The 20620-nt window shown below is 47.4% G+C and carries 14 protein-coding genes and 1 pseudogene; 14 read left to right on the top strand and 1 reads right to left on the bottom strand.

Going from position 1 to position 20620, the window contains the following annotated elements; translation table 11 throughout:
- Positions 1–56: 56 nt before the first annotated feature.
- From allC to CEF20_RS14595, 7 genes and pseudogenes are all read left to right on the top strand, one after another.
- Entirely contained in the window at positions 57–1325 is a 1269-nt protein-coding gene (allC, locus tag CEF20_RS14625) for an allantoate deiminase (protein ID WP_232713548.1), read from the top strand.
- Positions 1322–2569, top strand: a complete 1248-nt coding sequence (locus tag CEF20_RS14620) for a pyridoxal-phosphate-dependent aminotransferase family protein (protein ID WP_100332604.1) — start codon at positions 1322–1324, stop codon at positions 2567–2569. The genes allC and CEF20_RS14620 overlap by 4 nt, the downstream gene beginning before the upstream one ends.
- A 177-nt stretch (positions 2570–2746) precedes the next feature.
- Positions 2747–3918, top strand: a pseudogene (locus CEF20_RS14615) (amidase).
- A gap of 81 nt (positions 3919–3999) precedes the next feature.
- Complete coding sequence (locus CEF20_RS14610; protein ID WP_100332603.1) at positions 4000–4875, top strand: fumarylacetoacetate hydrolase family protein; 876 nt, start codon at positions 4000–4002, stop codon at positions 4873–4875.
- A 98-nt stretch (positions 4876–4973) separates the two neighbouring features.
- Positions 4974–6362 (top strand): allantoinase, encoded by a 1389-nt coding sequence (locus tag CEF20_RS14605; RefSeq protein ID WP_100332602.1) that lies wholly within the window; start codon positions 4974–4976, stop codon positions 6360–6362.
- Between the two features lie 352 nt (positions 6363–6714).
- Positions 6715–7290 (top strand): TetR/AcrR family transcriptional regulator, encoded by a 576-nt coding sequence (locus tag CEF20_RS14600; protein ID WP_100332601.1) that lies wholly within the window; start codon positions 6715–6717, stop codon positions 7288–7290.
- 51 nt (positions 7291–7341) lie between these two features.
- Positions 7342–8283 (top strand): SDR family NAD(P)-dependent oxidoreductase, encoded by a 942-nt coding sequence (locus CEF20_RS14595; RefSeq protein ID WP_100332600.1) that lies wholly within the window; start codon positions 7342–7344, stop codon positions 8281–8283.
- A gap of 173 nt (positions 8284–8456) precedes the next feature.
- Here CEF20_RS14595 and CEF20_RS14590 read toward each other — a convergent pair whose 3' ends face one another.
- A complete protein-coding gene (locus CEF20_RS14590) occupies positions 8457–9218 on the bottom strand; it encodes a MerR family transcriptional regulator (protein ID WP_198508541.1) in 762 nt (253 codons plus the stop codon).
- 691 nt (positions 9219–9909) lie between these two features.
- Here CEF20_RS14590 and CEF20_RS14585 point away from each other — a divergent pair.
- The 7 genes from CEF20_RS14585 (at position 9910) to cydC (ending at position 20562) form a co-directional block, all read left to right on the top strand.
- Positions 9910–11364, top strand: coding sequence for a protein adenylyltransferase SelO (locus tag CEF20_RS14585; RefSeq protein ID WP_100332599.1), 1455 nt, complete (start codon positions 9910–9912; stop codon positions 11362–11364).
- A gap of 472 nt (positions 11365–11836) precedes the next feature.
- Positions 11837–12787 carry an L-lactate dehydrogenase gene (locus CEF20_RS14580; protein ID WP_100332598.1) on the top strand — a complete coding sequence of 317 codons (951 nt, stop codon included), beginning with the start codon at positions 11837–11839 and terminating at the stop codon, positions 12785–12787.
- 29 nt (positions 12788–12816) lie between these two features.
- Positions 12817–14391, top strand: coding sequence for an L-lactate permease (locus CEF20_RS14575; RefSeq protein ID WP_100332597.1), 1575 nt, complete (start codon positions 12817–12819; stop codon positions 14389–14391).
- Positions 14392–14703: 312 nt separating this feature from the next.
- The gene (locus tag CEF20_RS14570; RefSeq protein WP_100332596.1) at positions 14704–16101 is read left to right on the top strand and encodes a cytochrome ubiquinol oxidase subunit I; all 1398 of its coding nucleotides are present in this window, start codon (positions 14704–14706) and stop codon (positions 16099–16101) included.
- The gene (cydB, locus tag CEF20_RS14565) at positions 16101–17111 is read left to right on the top strand and encodes a cytochrome d ubiquinol oxidase subunit II (RefSeq protein WP_232713546.1); all 1011 of its coding nucleotides are present in this window, start codon (positions 16101–16103) and stop codon (positions 17109–17111) included. Before CEF20_RS14570 ends, cydB begins: the two co-directional genes overlap by 1 nt.
- On the top strand, positions 17111–18832 hold the full coding sequence (cydD, locus tag CEF20_RS14560) for a thiol reductant ABC exporter subunit CydD (protein ID WP_100332594.1): 1722 nt from the start codon (positions 17111–17113) through the stop codon (positions 18830–18832). The genes cydB and cydD overlap by 1 nt, the downstream gene beginning before the upstream one ends.
- Positions 18829–20562, top strand: a complete 1734-nt coding sequence (gene cydC, locus CEF20_RS14555; RefSeq protein ID WP_100332593.1) for a thiol reductant ABC exporter subunit CydC — start codon at positions 18829–18831, stop codon at positions 20560–20562. Before cydD ends, cydC begins: the two co-directional genes overlap by 4 nt.
- Positions 20563–20620: the final 58 nt, after the last annotated feature.

Here is a 20620-nt window from a genome sequence, read left to right as displayed (position 1 = left end):
TTACAAAAAGTCACATTAATGAATGGGATATAGGTAACAGAGCAGGGGGGATCTGTTTGATCATCAGTGCAGAACAGTCAATGGCCTTATATAAGCAAATTGAAGAGCTGGTCGACTGGCTGGCTTCGTTTGGGAGGAACGAAAGCAATGGCGTTACGCGCTCATTGTATTCGAAGGATTGGCAGCTTGCGCAACGGGCTGTGGAGAAACGGATGAAAGAGATTGGCCTTCATGCTTATTATGATGATGCGGGGAATTTATTTGGCAGATTGCCTGGCAGACAGGGGCATGATTCCGCTATTTTAACTGGTTCCCACATTGATACGGTTGTTAATGGGGGGAAATATGATGGAGCATACGGAATCATCGCTGGGCTAATAGCTGTTCAATATTTAAAAGAGCATTATGGGTTGCCCAAAAAGAATATAGAAGTTGTCTCGTTATGTGAAGAAGAAGGAAGTCGCTTTCCGATGACGTATTGGGGATCCGGCAGTATTACGGGGATGAAATCATTGGAAAAGGCTCAGCATTTGGCGGATGCTGAAGGCATTCGTTTTGTGGAAGCCATGCAGCAAGCTGGCTTTGGCCAAGGAAAGTATCCGGACCCTAAGCGGAATGACATCGATTGCTTTATTGAGCTGCATATTGAGCAAGGGGAGGTGCTGGAGAGGGAAGGAAAATCCATTGGGGTTGTCAGCCATATTGTGGGACAGCGGAGGTATACCGTCACGGTGGCGGGAGAAAGCAACCATGCGGGCACAACACCGATGGGCTGGCGTAAAGACGCCATGCATGCAGCAGCTGAGCTTATTCAGCTCCTCATGCAGCAGGCGAAGGAAACGGCCCCTGACCTTGTTGCGACAGTTGGACAAATTCACCTAGAGCCAAATGCGGCAAACGTCATTCCGGGGAAAGCAGTTTTTAGTATCGACATCCGCCACAGTGATGAGTGTGTTCTGTTCCAATTTTGTGAGGAGATATTTAAGCAATTTGCTGCGGTTGCAAGCAGGCATGGTACACGGCTGCATATTGATAAGTGGATGGATGAAAAGCCGGTCAAAATGTGTAAAGGATTAACTGAAATTTCAGAATCCATATTAAAAAGAGAACAAATTCCATTTAAGAAAATGACGAGCGGAGCCGGCCATGACTCGCAGGTTTTCGACCAGTTCTGTCCGGCCTCTTTGTTATTCGTCCCGAGCCACAAAGGGATTAGCCATTCACCATATGAATTTACAAGAACAGAAGATTTAGAAAAAGGCATTCAGCTATTAATCAAGATTTTATACCAATTAGCGTATGAAGATGGGGGGAACGAGCAATGAAAACGTATCAAGAAATAAATGCGCCATTGCGAACGATTATGACTCCGGGGCCTGTAGAGGCGGATCCGAGAGTGCTGCGTGCGCTGAGTCAGCCCATACTCGGCCAATTTGATCCGGCTTTCACGAAAATGATGAATGAAACGATGGAAATGCTTCGCCAGGTGTTCCGCACAAAAAACCAATGGGCCTTTCCGGTTGACGGAACATCGCGGGCGGGGATTGAGGCGGTATTGTGCAGCGTAATAGCACCGGGAGATAAAGTGTTGATTCCTATATACGGGAGATTCGGCCATTTGCTAACGGAAATTGCTGAGCGTAATGGGGCGGACATTCACACCATTGAATGTCCTTGGGGAGAAGTATTTGACCAGCAGGTGATTATAGACGAATTAAAAAGGATCAAACCAAAAGTGCTTGCGCTTGTTCATGGGGAAACATCGACAGGCTGTATGCAGCCGTTAGACAGGATCGGGCCTGCTTGCCGGGAACTGGATGTGTTAAGCATTGTCGATGCGGTCGCCACTATTGGGGGAACAGAAGTGAAAGTGGATGAATGGCAGCTGGATGCCGTGATTGGCGGGACGCAAAAGTGCTTGTCCATTCCTTCAGGTATGGCGCCCATTACGTATAATGAGCGCATCGAACAAGTGCTGTCCGTTCGAAAAAAAGTAGAAAGAGGCGTGGCGACGGAGCAAGACCGGTCCAATGTGCAGCACCCCATTTGCAGCAATTACTTGGACTTAAGCCAGCTGCAGGACTATTGGGGGCCTAGACGGTTAAATCACCATACAGAAGCAACATCTATGCTTTATGCATTGCGTGAGGGGGTGCGGATTGTATTACAGGAAGGGCTGGCAAAGCGTGCGGAAAGACATCGCTTCCACGAACAAGCCCTGACGAACGGGCTTAAGGCAATGGGTTTAACGTTATTTAATGATGTCTCGTGGAAGCTGCCTATGGTAACGTGCGTGAATATCCCTGCCGGCATCGATGGAGATTCAGTAAGAGAGATGCTGCTGAATCAGTTTGGAGTGGAGATTGCCAGTTCATTTGGCCCGCTTCACGGAAGGATTTGGCGAATCGGTACGATGGGCTACAGCTGCCGAAAAGAAAATATTTTATTCGTGCTGGCGGCTCTTGAAGCGGTGCTGCTTCGCCACGGAGCAACCATTCAGACGGGGCAAGGCCTGCAAGCTGCACTGGATGTTTATGAAGCTGTTTATCCCGCCTGCAAGCTGCCGTAAGCCCCCTTCAGGAATGGAGGCAGGGAAGCAAGAGCCCAAGCGGGAGATCCGGTTCGTTCGCTCCTGTACAGTGCCGATAACAAGGGCGCTGCAGCGGGACCGCTCCTGAGAGTGCGGTGGTGCTGATTCTGTACAGGCGGCTGGACCAAACAAAAACGTTCATTTAGGAGGCTTGTAATGAAGGATACGTGGAACGCATTAGCCAACAAGGATTTGGTCATTGAACCAACAGGTACAGGGCAATTAGACGGTTTAACCTTTACTGTGAAAGATGTATTTGCCATCGCCTCTTACACGAGCGGAGCCGGGAATCCAGATTGGCTGCGGACACACGGCCCTGCCGTCCGGCATGCACCGGTGATTGACCGTCTGCTGAAGCAAGGAGCGGTGCTGAAGGGAACGGCGCATACAGATGAGCTGATGTACAGCTTGAATGGCGAGAATATTCATTATGGCACGCCCGTCAATCCGAAGGCGCCCGATCGGATTCCAGGCGGGTCTTCCAGCGGTTCAGCGGTGGCAGTTTCTTCAGGACTAGTAGACTTTGCTCTAGGAACCGATACAGGAGGATCTGTTCGCATCCCTTCTTCTTATTGCGGAATATTTGGATTTCGGCCGACGCATGGGGCCGTTGCGGCGGAAGGAGTGATTCCGTTGGCGAAAAGTTTTGATACGGTCGGCTGGATGGCGAGAGAGCCGGAGTTAATGCTTACAGTCGGTTCCCTTCTCTTAAGTGGCCAAAGTCCGGAAGGGGAATTCAATAGATTATTTTTAGAAAAAGAGGCGTGGAAGTTGCTGGATTACGAAACGAAAGCAACTTTGGGCGCTTTTATACCTGCTTTAGAGGAGGCGGCTGGCCACAGCGAATGGAAGGAGCTTTCCGAGGCGGGATTGGCTCGATGGTCCGCTTCCTTTCGGATCATTCAGGGATTAGAAGCTTGGAATGAGCATGGCGAATGGATACGAGAGGAAAAGCCGGCATTTGGACCTGGTATAAAGGAAAGATTTCAATGGGCAAGTACGTTGAAAGCAAGTGAAGGGATTGCTCACCGCCAGTTGAAGGAACAGATCTGCCAATCGGTTTCATGCCTTTTAGGAGAGGATGGTTGCTGGTGATTCCCACGGCGCCCGGTGCAGCCCCGCTTCTTCATTTGCAGGGAGAGGAAGCGGAACAATACCGTTCCAAAGTGATGCAGCTTTCCTGCATTGCCGGCTTAGCCGGTTTGCCGCAGATGACGCTTCCTTTAGCGGAGACAACGGGGCTTCCGGTCGGCTTATCACTTATCGCTAATCGCGGCCAAGACTTGAAGCTGCTGCGCTGGGCGAATGAGTTTTTACAAACAGGATAGGGCAAGAGTGAAGGATCATATGCATCCTTTTAGCCGAGAAGGCTTGAAAGCTTGAAAATAAGTGAACAAAGGAGAAGCGGCATGAAACTGGCAACCGTTAAAGTAAAAGGCAAGGAAACCGCAGCTATTATTTCCGGAAACCGCATGTTTGCGGTGGAAACGATTAATGAACAGCAAGGAAAAAACTGGGCTGAGGATCTTTATGAGATTCTGCAAAAACAGCAATTAGCCGAGATAAACAGCTGGTATCAAAAAGAAGGAGAACAGGGGTTAAAGGACCTCCCCTCCCTTTTGGCTGAGGAAGCAGCATACGCACCGCTTTACCGCAATCCTGGAAAAATCCTCGGTGTCGGCATGAATTATAGGGAGAAGGCGCTGGAGCTGTCCGGCAGGCCTCCGGAGGAAGAGCCGGTGATTTTTATGAAGCCCGCCACCAGTTTAATTGGCCCGGAAGAGACGGTTATGCTGCCTTCTCAGGCCGGTCGAGTAACGGCAGAAGCGGAGCTTGGCATCATTATTGGAGAGACGTGCAAAGAGGCGGGGGAAGAAGAGGCGCGCCGTGCTGTTGCTGGTTTTACGGCTGCGTTAGATGTGACGGCAAAGGATATTCACGCTAAGAATCCCCGTTATTTGCAGCGCTCGAAAAGCTTTGATACATTCTTTAGCTTTGGCCCGTGTTTGGTAACGGCGGACGAATTTCCGCACTTAGGGGATGTTGCGGTAGAGACTGTATTGAATGGAGAGGTCCTCCACTGTAATGTCGTGGACAATATGATGTATCCGCCATATTGGCTTGTGTCGTTTTTTTCGCGCATCATGACCTTGCATCCCGGTGATGTGCTAATCACCGGAACACCAGGATCTGCGGTGATCCGTGATGGGGATGTCGCGGAATGCCGTATTCGCGGGCTGAAGCCTTTGCAAAATCCCGTATCAGAAGCCGTTCCGTTTGCATAGGCTTCAGCTAAGCGCCGGATTTTGCTGAAAGCGGAATGTGGAAAGTTTGAAGTTTCTCAATAATCGGCAGGCAAGTTGAATGGAAAGGGGAGATGGGCATGGGGCATTTCGATGTCATCATTAAGAATGGGAAAGCCGTTCTTCCTGCGGGAGTAACGGAAACCGACATTGGCATTAAGGATGGAAAAATTGCGGTTATTAAAAGCGGCTTAACAGGCGAAGCGGACTTACAATGGGATGCGAGGAACCAACATGTTTTTCCGGGCATGATTGATGTGCATGTTCATTTCAATGAGCCGGGGAGAGAGCATTGGGAAGGGTTCCATACAGGGTCAATGATGATGGCCGCAGGAGGATGCACTACTTATTTTGATATGCCCTTAAACGGGATTCCTCCCATTATTAATCAAGAGGCGCTACATCAAAAAGCGGCGTTGGGAGAGGAAAAATCCTTTGTTGATTTCGCCTTATGGGGCGGGATGGTGCCCGGAAATGAAAAGGAGCTTGAAGGGCTCGCTGAGTCAGGTGTGATAGGCTTTAAAGCGTTTCTCTCCGCAACAGGAAATGAAGAGTTTAAGGCGGTCGATGACAAGACATTATTAAGCGGCATGAAAATCATTGCGAAGCTGAACAAAGTTCTAGCTCTTCACTCGGAAAGTGCGGCCATAACCAGCTGGCTGACAGAAAAGAAGGAAAAGGAGGGCAGAGGCGGAGCGGATGATTATTTAGAAACGCGTCCAATCATTGCCGAAACGGAAGCAGTAGCACGGGCGATTTACTATGCAGAGCTTACAGGCTGCCCGCTTCACTTTGTCCATATCAGCTCGGCGAAAGCCATAGAAAAAATTGAAGAGTCCAAACAAAAGGGAATGGATATCACAGTTGAAACCTGTCCGCATTATTTGCTGTTTCACCATCAATCTTTGAGGGAACGGGGACCGGTCGCTAAATGCGCTCCGCCGCTAAGGAAAAGGGAAGAGCAGCAGAAATTACTCTCTCTGTTGGCCGGTCATCAATTTGATATGATTGCTTCGGATCATTCCCCTTGCCCTTATGACTTAAAAGACCCGGCTGTTCACTCTCTATTTCAAGCTTGGGGCGGAATCAGCGGCGGACAATTTTCATTCATGTCGATGATTGAACTAGCTATGCGGCATCATATTCCGCTGGAGAACATTGCGAAATGGACAGCATCCGCTCCGGCGGAAAGGTTCGGTCTTTCAAAGCGGAAAGGAAAGATTGCAGAAGGAATGGACGCCGATCTGGCCATCTTCACATTAGAAGAATCTCATTCAGTGACCGAAGAGAACTTTTATGCCAAGCATAAGCAGAGCCTATACATGGGCCATACATTTCCGTGCCGGGTCGTCGGCACTTTCAGCCGAGGCCGCTTAGTCTATAAGGAAGGGAGCGTGCAGGCTCATAAGCCTCGGGGCAGCTGGGTGAAGCCCGCATGTTCTGTTATGCTCTCCCCAATGATCATTTAAAATCCCTGCACTTAAGGCTGCCCAGGGGAGTTCAAAGATGCGGCGTTATTCGCGTATGCTGAGCTTAGGCTTGTGCAGAATATAGCATTGCTCCGAAAACCGCTGCTAAGATTTATTCCGCATGCAAGCTACCGCAGGACAATGGAGTGGTCTATGCGACGATCCTTTCGTTCGAGCCTGTACGGTTACGGTGCAGGGGGCAAAGATGCTGCCTTTTCATCAGCGGGGTGAAAGAACTGGAGGTCCATTTTATGGTGAAATGGGCTGTCATTTCTTCCCTTCTTACTTGACGACCGGGGAAGGATGAGATACAGTGTAATTAACCAATGGTCAATAAAAGAGGGTTATGAAAATGTCACCAAGAAAAGCAGTAGAACAGGAATTAACACGGGAAATGATTATGGAGGCGGCCAGAGATTTATTTATAGAGAATGGCTATCGGCACACTTCCATGCGTCAAATAGCCAAAAAATTAAATTATAGTCACGGAGCTATTTATTACCACTTTAAAAACAAAGCAGCGCTATTTTTCGCCTTAGTAGAAGCCAATTTTTCTAGTCTGAATGAAATGCTTGAGGAGGTTATGGCTTCTTCGCTTTCCGCTGAGGAAAAGCTGGAAAACGTGCTTCTCGGGTTCATCGAGTACGGCATGACGAATCAAAGCGATTATGAAATCATGTTTTTAATTCAAGACAAAGAGCTAAAAAGATATACAGAAAATGCGCCAGATGCGAGCTATGAGCGGTTTGCGGCTGCTATTAGAGAGCTGTGTCCGGGACAAGTTACACTGAAAGACACATGGCTGCTGTTTCTTAGCCTTCACGGCTTTGTGACTATGTACTGCCGCAGCGGACAAACGATGGCGGATGTGGAGGAGCTGGCTCAAGCTCATGTAAAATTTTTATTAAAAGCCATACGGCACGATTAATTTTTTTTGGGATTTTATTGACCGGTGGTTAATAATTCGGAGGTGGATCAGATGAAGAAAGCCTTGGTCGCAGGCGCGTCAGGTGGAATGGGATATGCCATTGTTGAAGAATTGAATAAGCAAGGGATAGAAACGATCGCTTTTGCGAGAACAAAAGAAAAGCTGGATGCTCTGTTTTCCGCTATGCCTCATGTGGAGGTCAGAGCGGGAGATGTCTTTCGGCTTGATGATTTGCTTCAAGCGGCTGAAGGAGCAGATGTCATCTATCATGCGGTGAACATTCCGTATCCTATGTGGCAAAGTCATTTGGAGCGGATGACGAGAAATATCATTGAGACGGCAGCGAGCCAGCATTGCAGGCTGGCGATTGCCGATAATATATATGCCTATGGACAAGGTCATGAAGGCAGGATCAATGAAAAGGCTCCAAAGCAGCCGCATACGAAAAAGGGGCGCCTGCGCTTACAGGCGGAAGAACTTATTTCGCGATCTGGCATACCTGCTGTTCGCGCTCATTTTCCTGACTTTTATGGGCCGAACGCCATCAGTACAGTTATGCATTCCACCTTGAAAAATGGCATTCAGAATAAGAGAGCTGTGTATGTAGGGGATATGTCCAAGCAGCGAGAGTTTATTTATACCCCTGATGGCGCGAAGGCGCTTATCGAATTATCGCGCCATGAAACAGCCTACGGCAGATGCTGGAACATTCCTGGAGCGGGAACGATCAGCGGTCATGAATTGCGAACGCTTTTAGAGGAGATCACTGGACATTCACATTCTTTTTTTCAAGTAAATAAAGGGATGATTCGCCTTCTGTCCCTCTTTAACAAAGAAATGAAAGAAGTGGTGGAAATGATGTATTTGTATGAACAGCCCGTCATTCTTTCCGGTGAAGCATACGAAAAAGAAATCGGCCCGCTGCCGCAAACACCCTATGACCAAGGGCTAAAGAAAACGATACAGTTTATGAAGAAAGCAGAATCTTTATAAGAGGGAAGAGAAAGGGCTGCTGCAGGACAATGGAACGGAGAGCAAACAGCGGGGGATGTCTTCATCCCCCGCTGTTTGCAGGTACACTTCCTTTTCCTAAATTGAAAAGGAACGCCTTTCGTTGAAAAGGTTTTCCGCCATGCTGCCAACTAGCGCTTATGAATTGGCCGGATCTATTCGGGTTTATTCATATGATAGCCGATCGCTTTATAGAGCCACTGCTGTTCATCCTCTGTGAACGGGACAGGGGTCATTTCTTCCCACTCTTGGATGTCCAATTCTTCCACATTCATCTCCGCCAGCTTTTCTATTAAGTCCTCGCCGAGATAAGCAAAGGAGGCTTGCAAATATGTTTGAATCATTTCTTGAACCTTTGGATCTTCGGCAGGTCTTCCGTATAATTGCTTGACTTGCTTCGCTAATTGAATAAAGGTTCGGTCCAAGGAAATTCGTTCTTCCTCCGATTTTACTTCCAGCTTTTTGATTATCTCTGGCGGCATATGCTTTTGCATCCATTCTTTCTGAACCTTTTCTGTGTGGATGCTGTGAAGCAAGGAGAACAAGACAGCACTGTCCACTTCTCCCTCCTCCTTCAGTAAGGCAATAACCCTTTTAATGGCGGTGATGGATTGCTCAATCTGTTCTTTTTCTCTTTCTAATGCCTGTAAATGCAGGAGCAGCGTTTCATTCAAATCCATGGTAAAGCTTGATTCGTGCAGTAACGCGGCAATGTCATTCAATTCATATCCGAGAAACTTCAGGCTTAAAATTTTTTGCAAAGTGAGGAGATCCTGATGCGTATAGAGGCGGTGGCCGGAAGTCGGATGCTTTTTCGGTTCTAAGAGACCGATCTCATCATAATAATGCAAGGTCCGGATAGATACCCCTGTCTTTTCAGAAAACTTTCCAATAGAGTACATAAGATCTTCTTTCAATCAAATCCCTCCCTTAAAGGTATAGCTTCATTATAAGAGCTTACGTAACTAGAGGTTCAAGAGAAAGATGAGATGGATTCGATTCTCTATTTCAATTCGAACAGGGCGTGCCAGCTGACGCGGAAAAAGGCGGCAGACGGATCAAATGAGGAGCAGCGGCTGTATGGAAGAGGGAAGGTTCTGACGAGATCAGTTTAAGTGCATACGGAGCAGGATTCTTTGCATCTGCCCTGTGCCAGGCATAGATGATAGCGATTTGGATCAGGGAAGGGGTGGTGAGTGTGAGTATTCACAGGTTAATCAAAAGCGTAAAACCTGCCTTCTTTTAATTGGATAAAAATTTTCCGAAATAGCTGCTTCGAGTTGCTGGTGATGCGTAGCCCTCCGCGCAGCGGGTATAATAACAGGTAGAGTCAGACAGAGGCAACGCACTGTGATAAAAGGGGAGAGCATTGGCCAATAAAGGGACCTTGCAAGCAGCGGAGTTTCTTTCCTCCCCCGCTGCGCTGCTGAAAAGAAGAATGAAAATGGAAGCACGTTTGTCCTCTGTATCGGGCTGAGCCGAACCAATGGGCATTTAAGAGCCTTGTGATCTTCCAATCAGGCTTTTGCTTTCCCGTTTCATTTTGGAAGAGGGAGCTTACATGCGGGATGAATGAAAAAGGCTTAAAATTATCAAAAAGGAGAAGCTATGAGCAAAAATAATGAATTTGGATGGAATTTCGATAACAGTTATGCCAGTCTGCCGGGAGTGTTCTATTCACGGACTAATCCAGCGCCTGTCCGTTCGCCGAAGCTCGTCTTGATAAATGATTCGCTGGCGTCTTCTCTCGGCTTGCATGCAGAGGCGCTGCAGGGTGAAGAGGGAGCGGGTGTGCTTGCCGGGAATATCATTCCGGAAGGTGCGGAGCCGCTCGCGCAAGCCTATGCCGGACATCAATTTGGCCATTTCACTATGCTGGGGGACGGCCGTGCCGTGCTATTAGGCGAGCAGGTCTCTCCTCAAGGAGACAGGGTGGATATTCAGCTGAAAGGAGCGGGAAGAACGCCATTCTCTCGCGGGGGAGACGGCCGGGCGGCGCTTGGACCGATGCTGCGTGAATACATCATCAGCGAAGCGATGCATGCCCTCGGGATTCCGACGACCCGCAGTCTGGCGGTGGTGATGACCGGGGAAAGGGTCTACCGTGAAACGGGGCTGCCCGGTGCCGTATTGACCCGAGTGGCCGCCAGTCATTTGCGGGTTGGCACATTTCAGTATGCCGCTCATTGGGGAACGGAGGAAGATCTGCGGGCGCTGGCTGATTACACATTGAAGCGCCATTATCCGGAAGCTGAAAAAAATGAGAACCGTTATCTTTCCTTGCTGAGAGAGGTGATTAAGCGGCAGGCAGAGCTGGTTGCCAAATGGCAGCTCGTCGGTTTTGTTCACGGTGTGATGAATACCGATAATATGACCATCAGCGGAGAAACGATAGATTATGGCCCTTGCGCCTTTATGGATAGGTATGATCCCAAAACCGTGTTCAGTTCCATTGATATCCAGGGACGCTATGCCTATGGCAACCAGCCTGGGATCGCCGGATGGAATTTGGCGCGCTTTGCTGAAACACTGCTGCCGCTGCTGCATGAAGAGCAGGAGAAAGCGATCGAACTGGCGCAGGCAGAGATATCCGCATTTCAGGATTTGTATCAAGCTCATTGGCTTTCCGGAATGAGAGCGAAGCTTGGGATCAGCAATGAAGAGCGGGAGGATCAAGCGCTTATTCAGGATTTGCTGCATATGATGGAGAAGCATCGGGCAGACTATACGAACACCTTTCGTGCGTTGACCTTCCATAGGCTGGAAGGTTCCAGCCTGTTTGAAAGTGAGGAATTCGTTCAGTGGAGGGAACGCTGGCAGGCGAGGCAGGAGCGGTCAAAGCCATCCTCCCGCGAGCTGATGAAAAACAGTAATCCTGCGGTGATTCCGCGAAATCAGCGCGTGGAAGAAGCGCTGGAAGCGGCAGTCGAGCGGGGCGATTATTGTGTGATGGAACGGCTGCTGCGCGTGCTTTCCGATCCCTATGCCCATACAGCCGAACAGGAGAAATATGCTGATGTGCCAGATCCAACAATTCCTTATGTCACCTACTGCGGCACTTAATTAGCGAAGAAGCTGCATAGCAGGAAGCGCTGCTTTCTGCTATGCGCTTTTTTATGCAGCGAGGGACTTTTGTGCATCCCTTTATTCCGTTTGCTTGCTGCTGCAAATATAAGCAGCGGGGTTTCTTTCCTTCTCCGCTATTGAAAAACAGAACAAAGGCTGCTGTCAGAGCATCTTTGTCACCTGCCCGAGGCCGCGGTCTCCCGCTTATACCTTTGGTTTTTTAGATCATTTTTGAAGGGGGGAGTCTGACGGAAGTTTATATACAGAATAATTGCTAAAAATTGTTGCAGGGATGAAAGCGGTATAGTATGATTTATTCGTGAAATATTTCACACTTCTCGATGCTTTTTTAAAAAAGAATGATAGTTGTTGTGTAAGGAATTCCTTATTTTTAGAGAAGCAACGGGGTTGGCAGTTAGAAGTGAAGCTTGAAGGATTCAATTACCAAAATCGATAGGGGGCTATCATGATGAACTTTACTCTTGGCAACAAAGTGGTGTTAGTAGGAACAGGAGCCGTTGGATCAAGCTACGCGTATGCATTGATGAACCAGGGGATTACAGATGAATTGGTTCTCGTGGATTTAAATGAGAAGAAAGCGAAGGGCGATGTCATGGATTTAGCTCATGGGCTTGTGTATGCGCCAAGTGCCATGAATATCCAATTTGGTTCCTACGAAGACTGCAAGGATGCAGCTGTAGTTGTGATTTGTGCCGGTGCTGCGCAAAAGCCTGGAGAGACCAGATTGGATCTCGTGCATAAAAATGTGAGCATCTTTGAGTCGATTGTCGGCAACATCATGGAATCCGGATTTAATGGCATCTTCTTAATTGCTACCAATCCGGTGGATATCCTTTCCTATGCTACTTGGAAATTTTCCGGACTTCCGAAGGAGAGAGTCATCGGATCGGGCACTGTGTTGGATTCGGCAAGATTCCGCTATTTATTAAGCAAAGAATTCGATACAGCTCCGACCAGTGTACACGGATATATTATCGGTGAACACGGGGATTCTCAGCTTCCGGTTTGGAGCTCAGCGAACATCTCCGGCACACCGATCGCTTCCCAGCTGTCGGAGGAAAGAAAGGAAGAGATTTCCTCACAAGTGCGCAATGCCGCTTATCAAATTATTGACTCTAAAGGGGCAACCTACTACGGAATTGCAATGGGATTAGCCAGAATTACAAGAGCGATTTTGAGAAATGAGCATGTAATCCTTCCAGTGGGGGCATTGCTAGAAGGAGAAAATGGCCACAGCGATGTGTATATGGGTGTTCCAGCGGTCATCAACCGCAGCGGAGTCAAGAAAATTGTCGAGCTTTCATTAGATGATAGTGAAAAAGAAAAACTTGCGCAGTCTGTTCAAACCCTTAAAGATGTTCAAGCTCTCATTTCTAAACAATTTAATCAGCTAAGATAGCAGATGCTTAGCTAAAAGGGGAAATTGTTATGTTAGTAGGTACATTTGATCCATTCGGTAACTTGGCTATTTCAGCATTAATCGCCGCTGTACCGATCTTGTTATTTCTTTTGTGCTTAACATTGTTTAAGATGAAAGGTATTCATGCTGCACTTTTAAATTTATTTATTACCTTTCTTATCGCCTTCTTTATCTTTAAGCTGCCATTGGGTGATGCTTCAGGCAGCATCATCCAAGGATTGATCCAAGGAATATGGCCGATTGGTTATATTATCATAATGGCAGTTTGGCTTTATAAAATCGCGGTCAAATCAGGGAAATTTGATATTTTGCGCGGTAACATTGTGGAGATCTCACAGGACCAGCGCATTCAGCTTTTATTAATCGGTTTTTGCTTTAACGCCTTTTTGGAAGGCGCAGCAGGATTTGGGGTACCGATTGCTATTTGTGCGGTGCTGTTAGTTTCTCTAGGATTTCAGCCGCTTCAAGCTGCTATGCTATGCTTAATTGCTAATGGGGCAGCGGGAGCGTTCGGCGCGATCGGAATACCGGTTGGCATTATTGACACCTTTAACTTGGGGCATGATGTCACTTCAATGAATGTGTCCGTTATCAGTGCGCTTACCCTGCCGATTATTAACTTCACGATTCCATTTTTATTAGTTTGGCTCATTGACGGATTTAAAGGGATTAAAGAAATCTTGCCGGCGATATTCGTGGTATCGACGACGTATACAGCGGCTCAGGCGCTGATCACAATCTTTGTCGGTCCGCAGTTAGCGGACATCATTCCGTCATTATTAGCTATGGGAATATTGGCGCTGTTCCTGAAAAAGTGGCAGCCGAAGCATATCTTCTTGCTAAGCGGAAAATCCGCTGAAGTGGAGAAGCATTCCACATCTGAAGTGGTGAAATCATGGTCTCCGTTTTACTTATTGACGCTGTTCGTTTTAATCTGGAGTTTGCCAGCGTTTAAAGGGCTGTTTGCTGAAGGCGGAGCGCTAGAATTTTCGATAGTACAGTTTATAATACCTGGATCTTCTATTTCCGTCAATATTGATATACTCGGATCTACGGGAACAGCGATATTATTAGCGGGGCTGACAACGATTGCGACAACCAGCCGCATCCATTTCCGGGAAAGCCTCGGATTGTTGAAAAAAACGGTGGCGGAGTTCTGGGTGCCTATCGTGATGATCAGTGCGATTATCGGAATTGCTAAGCTAATGACCTATGGTGGCTTAACCGTCGCTTTAGGAGAAGCGGTTGCAACGGCCGGCAATGTCTTTCCGATTCTGTCACCGATCCTTGGCTGGATTGGCGTATTTATGACCGGCTCTGTTGTCAATAACAACACTTTGTTTGCGCCTATTCAAGTCACAGCCGGAAATATTATTGGTACGAATCCATCCCTATTAGTCGCAGCGAATACGGCCGGTGGAGTAATTGCTAAGCTGATTTCTCCGCAATCCATTGCGATTGCTACAGCCGCAGTAGGAGAGACTGGGAAGGAAGCCGCTTTAACGAAAATGACGATTAAATATAGCTTCGGGTTATTAGCATTTGTTTGTATATGGACCTATGTGCTTTCCTTTTTCTTCTAAAGGTATGATCACCTGTTATGCAGGAGATAGAGTCACCGGCTCTATCTCCTTTTTTTATTCCCCATCATTCACCATATTTTTCTAGATATCATTACCTAAATATTACTTAATAGTAAGTAAAAAGATTTATGTGAAAAATAAACCATATAGGATTATTGTCACAAATTATACGAATAATTCTCACAAGTTGTTTAAATTTATCTCATACATCCCTCACACTTCTCCATTACAATAAAATTATATTCTGCATTGTGAAACGGTGAACGTGCAAGAATTTGATGGGTAAAACATAGAAAATGTGAGGGGAAAGACATGACTGAGTTAATGTTAGCCAGACTTCAGTTCGGAGCAACGACCATTTTTCACTTTTTGTTCGTGCCTTTATCAATCGGGCTAGTGTTTATGGTTGCTCTGATGGAAACATTCTATGTAGTGAAAAAGCAAGAAGTGTACAAGAAGATGGCGAAGTTCTGGGGACATTTGTTTCTCATTAACTTTGCCGTGGGTGTTGTGACCGGTATTATTCAGGAATTTCAATTTGGAATGAACTGGTCGGAATACTCGCGATTTGTAGGCGATGTGTTTGGGGCGCCGCTTGCCATTGAAGCGCTGCTGGCGTTCTTTATGGAATCTACATTTATTGGATTATGGATTTTTGGCTGGGATCGGTTATCGAAGAAAGTGCATTTAATGTGCATTTGGCTTGTTTCGATCGGAACAATGCTCTCCGCTCTTTGGATCTTAGCAGCAAACTCTTTTATGCAGGAACCGGTAGGGTTTGTCATGAAAAACGGAAGAGCAGAAATGAATGATTTCTTTGCGCTATTGACTAATCCGCAGCTATTAGTGGAGTTTCCGCATGTCATATTTGGCGCGTTGGCAACAGGTGCCTTTTTCATTGCCGGCGTCAGTGCGTATAAATTATTAAAAAAGCAAGAAACAGTGTTTTTTGCGAAATCGTTCAATTTGGCTTTAGTTGTAGCCTTAATCTCTGGAATCGGCATTGCTTGGAGCGGACATTCCCAAGCGCAGCATTTAATGCAGTCTCAGCCAATGAAAATGGCTGCAAGTGAAGGGCTGTGGGAAGACAGTGAAGATCCAGCTCCGTGGACATTATTTGCCAACATTGATGTAGAAAAGCAAGAAAATTCCTTTGAGGTTGCGATTCCGTACGCATTAAGTTATTTAACGTACGAGAAGTTCTCCGGATCGGTGCCGGGCATGCTGACCCTTCAGAAGGAGTATGAAGAAAAGTATGGACCGGGCAATTATATCCCGCCAGTTAAAACCACATTCTGGAGCTTTAGAGTGATGGTGGCAGCCGGCATGGCGATGATCTTGTTTTCTCTCTTGGGATTATGGTTCCAGTTCAAAAAGACGCTGGCTCATAAAAAGTGGTTCCTAAAAGCGATGGTGGCGCTGATCTCTTTTCCATTTATCGCCAATACAGCAGGCTGGATTATGACAGAAATCGGCCGTCAGCCTTGGACGGTGTTCGGATTGATGACGACATCGGCATCTGTCTCCCCTAACGTATCATACGAGGCCTTATTATTTTCTTTCATCGCCTTTACAACGATCTATTTGATTCTGGCGATTGTGCTCGTGTATTTGTTCGTTCGAGAAATTAAGAAGGGAACCGAACATACTCACGATCCTGCTGATAGAAGCGAAACCATTGATCCGTTTAGCAAGGAGGCTATCCAATAATGGAATTGAGTGAATTGTGGTTTATACTCGTAGCTGTTCTGTTTATCGGTTTCTTTTTTCTGGAAGGCTTCGACTTTGGTGTAGGCATGGCCGGGCGTCTATTGGGAAGAAACGATTTGGAAAGAAGAATCATGGTCAATACGATCGGTCCTTTCTGGGATGCGAATGAAGTGTGGCTGCTTACGGGGGGAGGGGCAATATTCGCCGCTTTTCCTCACTGGTATGCAACGATGTTTAGCGGCTATTATATCCCGTTTGTCTTTGTCCTGCTCGCTTTGATCGGTCGCGGGGTGGCTTTTGAATTCAGAGGAAAGGTCGAACATACTTCATGGACCAAAGCATGGGACTGGGTCATCTTCTTCGGAAGCCTGCTGCCTCCATTTCTATTCGGAGTGCTGTTTTCCAGCTTGTTAAGAGGTATGCCGATTGATGAAACGATGACATTGCGCGCCGGCTTTTCAGATTATGTCAATGTCTATTCCGTGACGGGCGGGGTGACTGTTACTTTATTATGCTTGCTGCACGGATTAGTGTTTTTAACCTTGCGCACAGTCGGTGATTTGCAAGCGCGCGCCCGCCAGCTCGCTCAAAAAGTCATTTTTGCAGTGCTGGCTGCCCTTGTCGCCTTCGTGGCGCTGTCTTATCGAGAAACGGATTTGTTTACCTATAGAGAACAAGTTACGATTCCGATGATTGTCTTGATTGTTGTCTGCTACGCAGCCGTCATCTTTATGCTGAAGATGAAGCGCGACGGCTGGTCGTTCTTTTTCAGTGGTGCCGGCATTGCTTTAACGATTGCTACGATATTTGTGGCGCTGTTCCCGCGCGTGATGATCAGCTCTATTAAGAACACTTATGATCTGACAGTCTATAATGCGGCTTCGGGAGCTTATTCGTTAAAAGTGATGACTATTGTCGCGTTAACTCTTCTTCCTTTCGTGCTCGGCTATCAGATTTGGAGCTACTATGTATTCCGTAAGCGTGTAGATGGGAAGGACATGGTTTATTAATGGATAAGCAATTGCTTCAATATGAAGGAATGAAGAAGCTATTAGGTGCTTTTGCGATCTTAACGTTTTTACAAGGAGTGTCCATTCTTCTGCAAGCGATCATGCTTGCGGAGGTGGTCACTCATCTTTTTCATTCGGGGAAATGGCAGGAGATGTATTTCGAGACACTGTTGTTTGCCCTTAGCTTTCTTGCCCGTCATGGCCTTCATCATATCAAGCAAAAACTCGCGGAACGCTATGCCGACAATATCGGAACGAAATTGCGCGCTGAAGTGCTTGATAACCTCTTTCATCAAGGACCGCGCATCGCAAAACAGCTTGGAACAGGCAGTATTGTGACATTGCTCTTGGAGGGAGTGTCCCATTTCAAGCAGTATCTTGTGCTGTTTACGCCAAAGCTGATGAATATGGCGATCATCCCGGGCATGGTGGTCATCTACATCGGTGTGCAGGATCGGACATCAGCCATTATTTTGCTTGTGACATTGCCGATCTTGATCGCCTTTATGATTCTGCTGGGCTGGGCGGCCCAAAAAAAGGCCGATAAGCAGTGGAGCATGTACCGCGTGCTTTCGAATCACTTTGTCGACTCCCTGAGAGGACTGGAAACATTAAAGTATCTGGGGTTAAGCAAATTTCACAGCAAGAACATTGAGGCGGTCAGCAGCCGCTACCGGAAAACCACGATGGGCACGTTGAAGTTTGCGTTCTTGTCTTCCTTCGCGATGGACTTTTTCACCATGCTTTCTGTTGCGACGGTGGCGGTTTTCTTAGGGCTGCGATTGGTGGAGGGCGACATGCTTTTGCTGCCGGCCCTGACCATTCTAATTCTCGCTCCCGAATATTTTCTCCCTATACGAGAGATTGGCTCTGATTACCACGCATCGCTAAACGGGCAGGAAGCCGGGAAAAAGCTGAGAGAAATCGCCGCTATTCCGCGTTTTCGAACGGAAGAAAGAAGCCCTATTTCCGATTGGAGCAGACAGAGCTGCATCCGTTTAACCTCTGCCACCGTTCAGCATGATCCAAAGGGCCAGCCGTCACTGAAAGATGTCAGCCTTTCTGTATCAGGGTATCAGAAGATTGGCATTGTTGGGGAAAGCGGTGCGGGAAAGTCAACGCTTATTGATTTGATCGGCGGCTTCGCGGAAACTCATTCAGGAAATATCGAAATCAATGGACAGTCATTTTCTCACTTGCAGCGCAAGGAGTGGCAAAAGCAGCTGAACTATATTCCTCAGCAACCGTATTTGTTTCAGGGCAGCATTCTGCAGAACATTGCTTTTTACCGTCCGGATGCTGCGCTGGAAGAAGTGCAATGGGCGGCTGAGCAGGCGGGCTTATCTGAGCTGCTGAAAGAATGCCCGGACGGATTGCATGAGAAGATTGGTGAAGGCGGACGCTCACTCAGCGGCGGACAAGCCCAGCGAGTAGCCATTGCCCGGGCTTTTCTTGAGGATCGCCCGCTATTATTATTGGATGAACCGACCGCCCACTTGGACATCGAGACAGAGTATGACTTAAAGAAAAGATTTCTTGCCCTCTTTCAAGATAAATTAGTGTTTCTTGCCACGCATCGCCTGCACTGGATGAAGGAGATGGATTATATTTATTTCTTGAAACACGGAACTATTATAGAAGAGGGAACCCATGAGGAGTTAATGAAGAAGAAAGGGCCGTACTGCGAGATGGTGAAGATACAAATGGGGGATGAGACATGAAGGATAAAGGCTGGGTTCTTCCTTATTTAAAAGAGAATAAAGGATTATTGCTGTTTGTCATTTTCTTCGGGCTGCTAACGGTCTTTTCGGCTTCCTTTTTAATGTTTGTCTCTGGGTTCCTCATTTCCAAGGCGGCTACGCGGCCAGAAAATCTATTAATGATCTATATTCCCATTGTCGCTGTGCGGGCGTTTGGCATCGGGCGAGCGGTTTCGCGTTACATTGAAAGGTTAATCGGACATGATGCCGTATTGAAAATTCTTTCCCGAATGCGTTTGAAGGTGTATCAGCTGATTGAACCGCAAATCACGCATCCGCTCGCCAAGCTGAAAACCGGGGATGTTCTGGGCATGCTGGCGGATGATATTGAACGGCTTCAAGATATATATTTAAAAACGGTTTTCCCGAGCTTAGTCAGCTTGTGTTTATATGTGATTGCCGTTGCTGCGCTCGGCTTCTTCTCCTGGCCATTTGCTCTATTGATGGCGATCTATGCGGGAGTGCTCGTGTTCTTGTTCCCGTTTGTGTCTCTGCTTGTGATGAAAGCGAACGTGCGGAGGATTAAGCAAGACCGCCACGCTCTCTATGACCGGCTGGCAGATGCGGTGATGGGAATCAGCGCTTGGCAGCACAGCGGTCGCCAAGCGGAGTTTATTGAAGCATATGAGCAGGCGGAGCAGCAGCTGCTAGGGCTGGAGAGAAAGCGGAACCGTTTTATCCGCTGGAGAAATTCGGCCGCACAAATTGTCATTGCTGTGATGGTCGTCTCCATGCTTGCATGGACAGCGAATGCTTCCGCCAGCGGAGAGATTGCTCACACGCTGATCGCCGCTTTTGTATTAGTGCTTTTTCCGATTACGGAAGCCTTTCTGCCTTTATCGGATGCCATTAGCGAAATTCCCTCTTATCAGGAATCAATTAACAGGCTTTCAAAGGTGGAGGAGGACAGCGAGCGCTTTGCGAAGAATGCAGATTCAGCAATGGTTTTGCCTGATGAGCCGCTGCAGTTAATGTTTGATCGCGTCTCCTTTCAATATGCGGACGGACCGCCTGTTCTTAAAGATGTTTCCTTTTCCTTAGCGCCTGGAGAACATGTTGCTCTGCTCGGACCGAGCGGGTCAGGGAAATCCACGGTCTTAAAGCTAGTGGAAGGAACGGTATCGCCAGTTCAGGGTTCGGTTGCGATAAATGGCACGGCTACAGCTGATATCGGTGATCAGATTACAAAATGGGTTGCCGTGTTAAATCAGCAGCCGCATTTATTTGATACCACAATCCTCAATAATATTCGCTTAGGAAATCTGGAGGCAACGGATGAGCAGGTGTATGAAGCGGCTAAACGAGTGAAGATGCATGACTTGATTGTCTCACTGCCAGACGGGTATCATACGCCAATGTATGAAATGGGCAGCCGCTTTTCAGGCGGAGAGCGGCAGCGCATCGCCTTAGCCCGCATTCTTCTTCAAAATGCGCCCATCGTCATTTTGGATGAACCGACAGTGGGGTTAGACCCTCTGACCGAGAAGGAGCTGTTGGCTACGATGTTTGCTGTACTGCGGGATAAGTCAGTCTTGTGGATTACTCATCACTTGGCTTTTGTTCACAAAACCGACCGCGTGCTGTTTCTCGATAAAGGAGAGCTGACTGTGGAAGGTTCCCACGAACAGCTCTTACAGACGAATGAACGGTATCAGCGGCTCTACCATCTGGACCGGCCGTTTTATTTGTAATTGACTGATAAAACACTTGAACAAGCGACGGTTCAAGTGTTTTTTTAAGCATCCAGAA

The sequence above is a fragment of the Bacillus xiapuensis genome (assembly GCF_002797355.1).
Lineage (GTDB): Bacteria > Bacillota > Bacilli > Bacillales > Domibacillaceae > Bacillus_CE > Bacillus_CE xiapuensis.
This window is presented reverse-complemented; position numbering and strand designations above follow the sequence as displayed.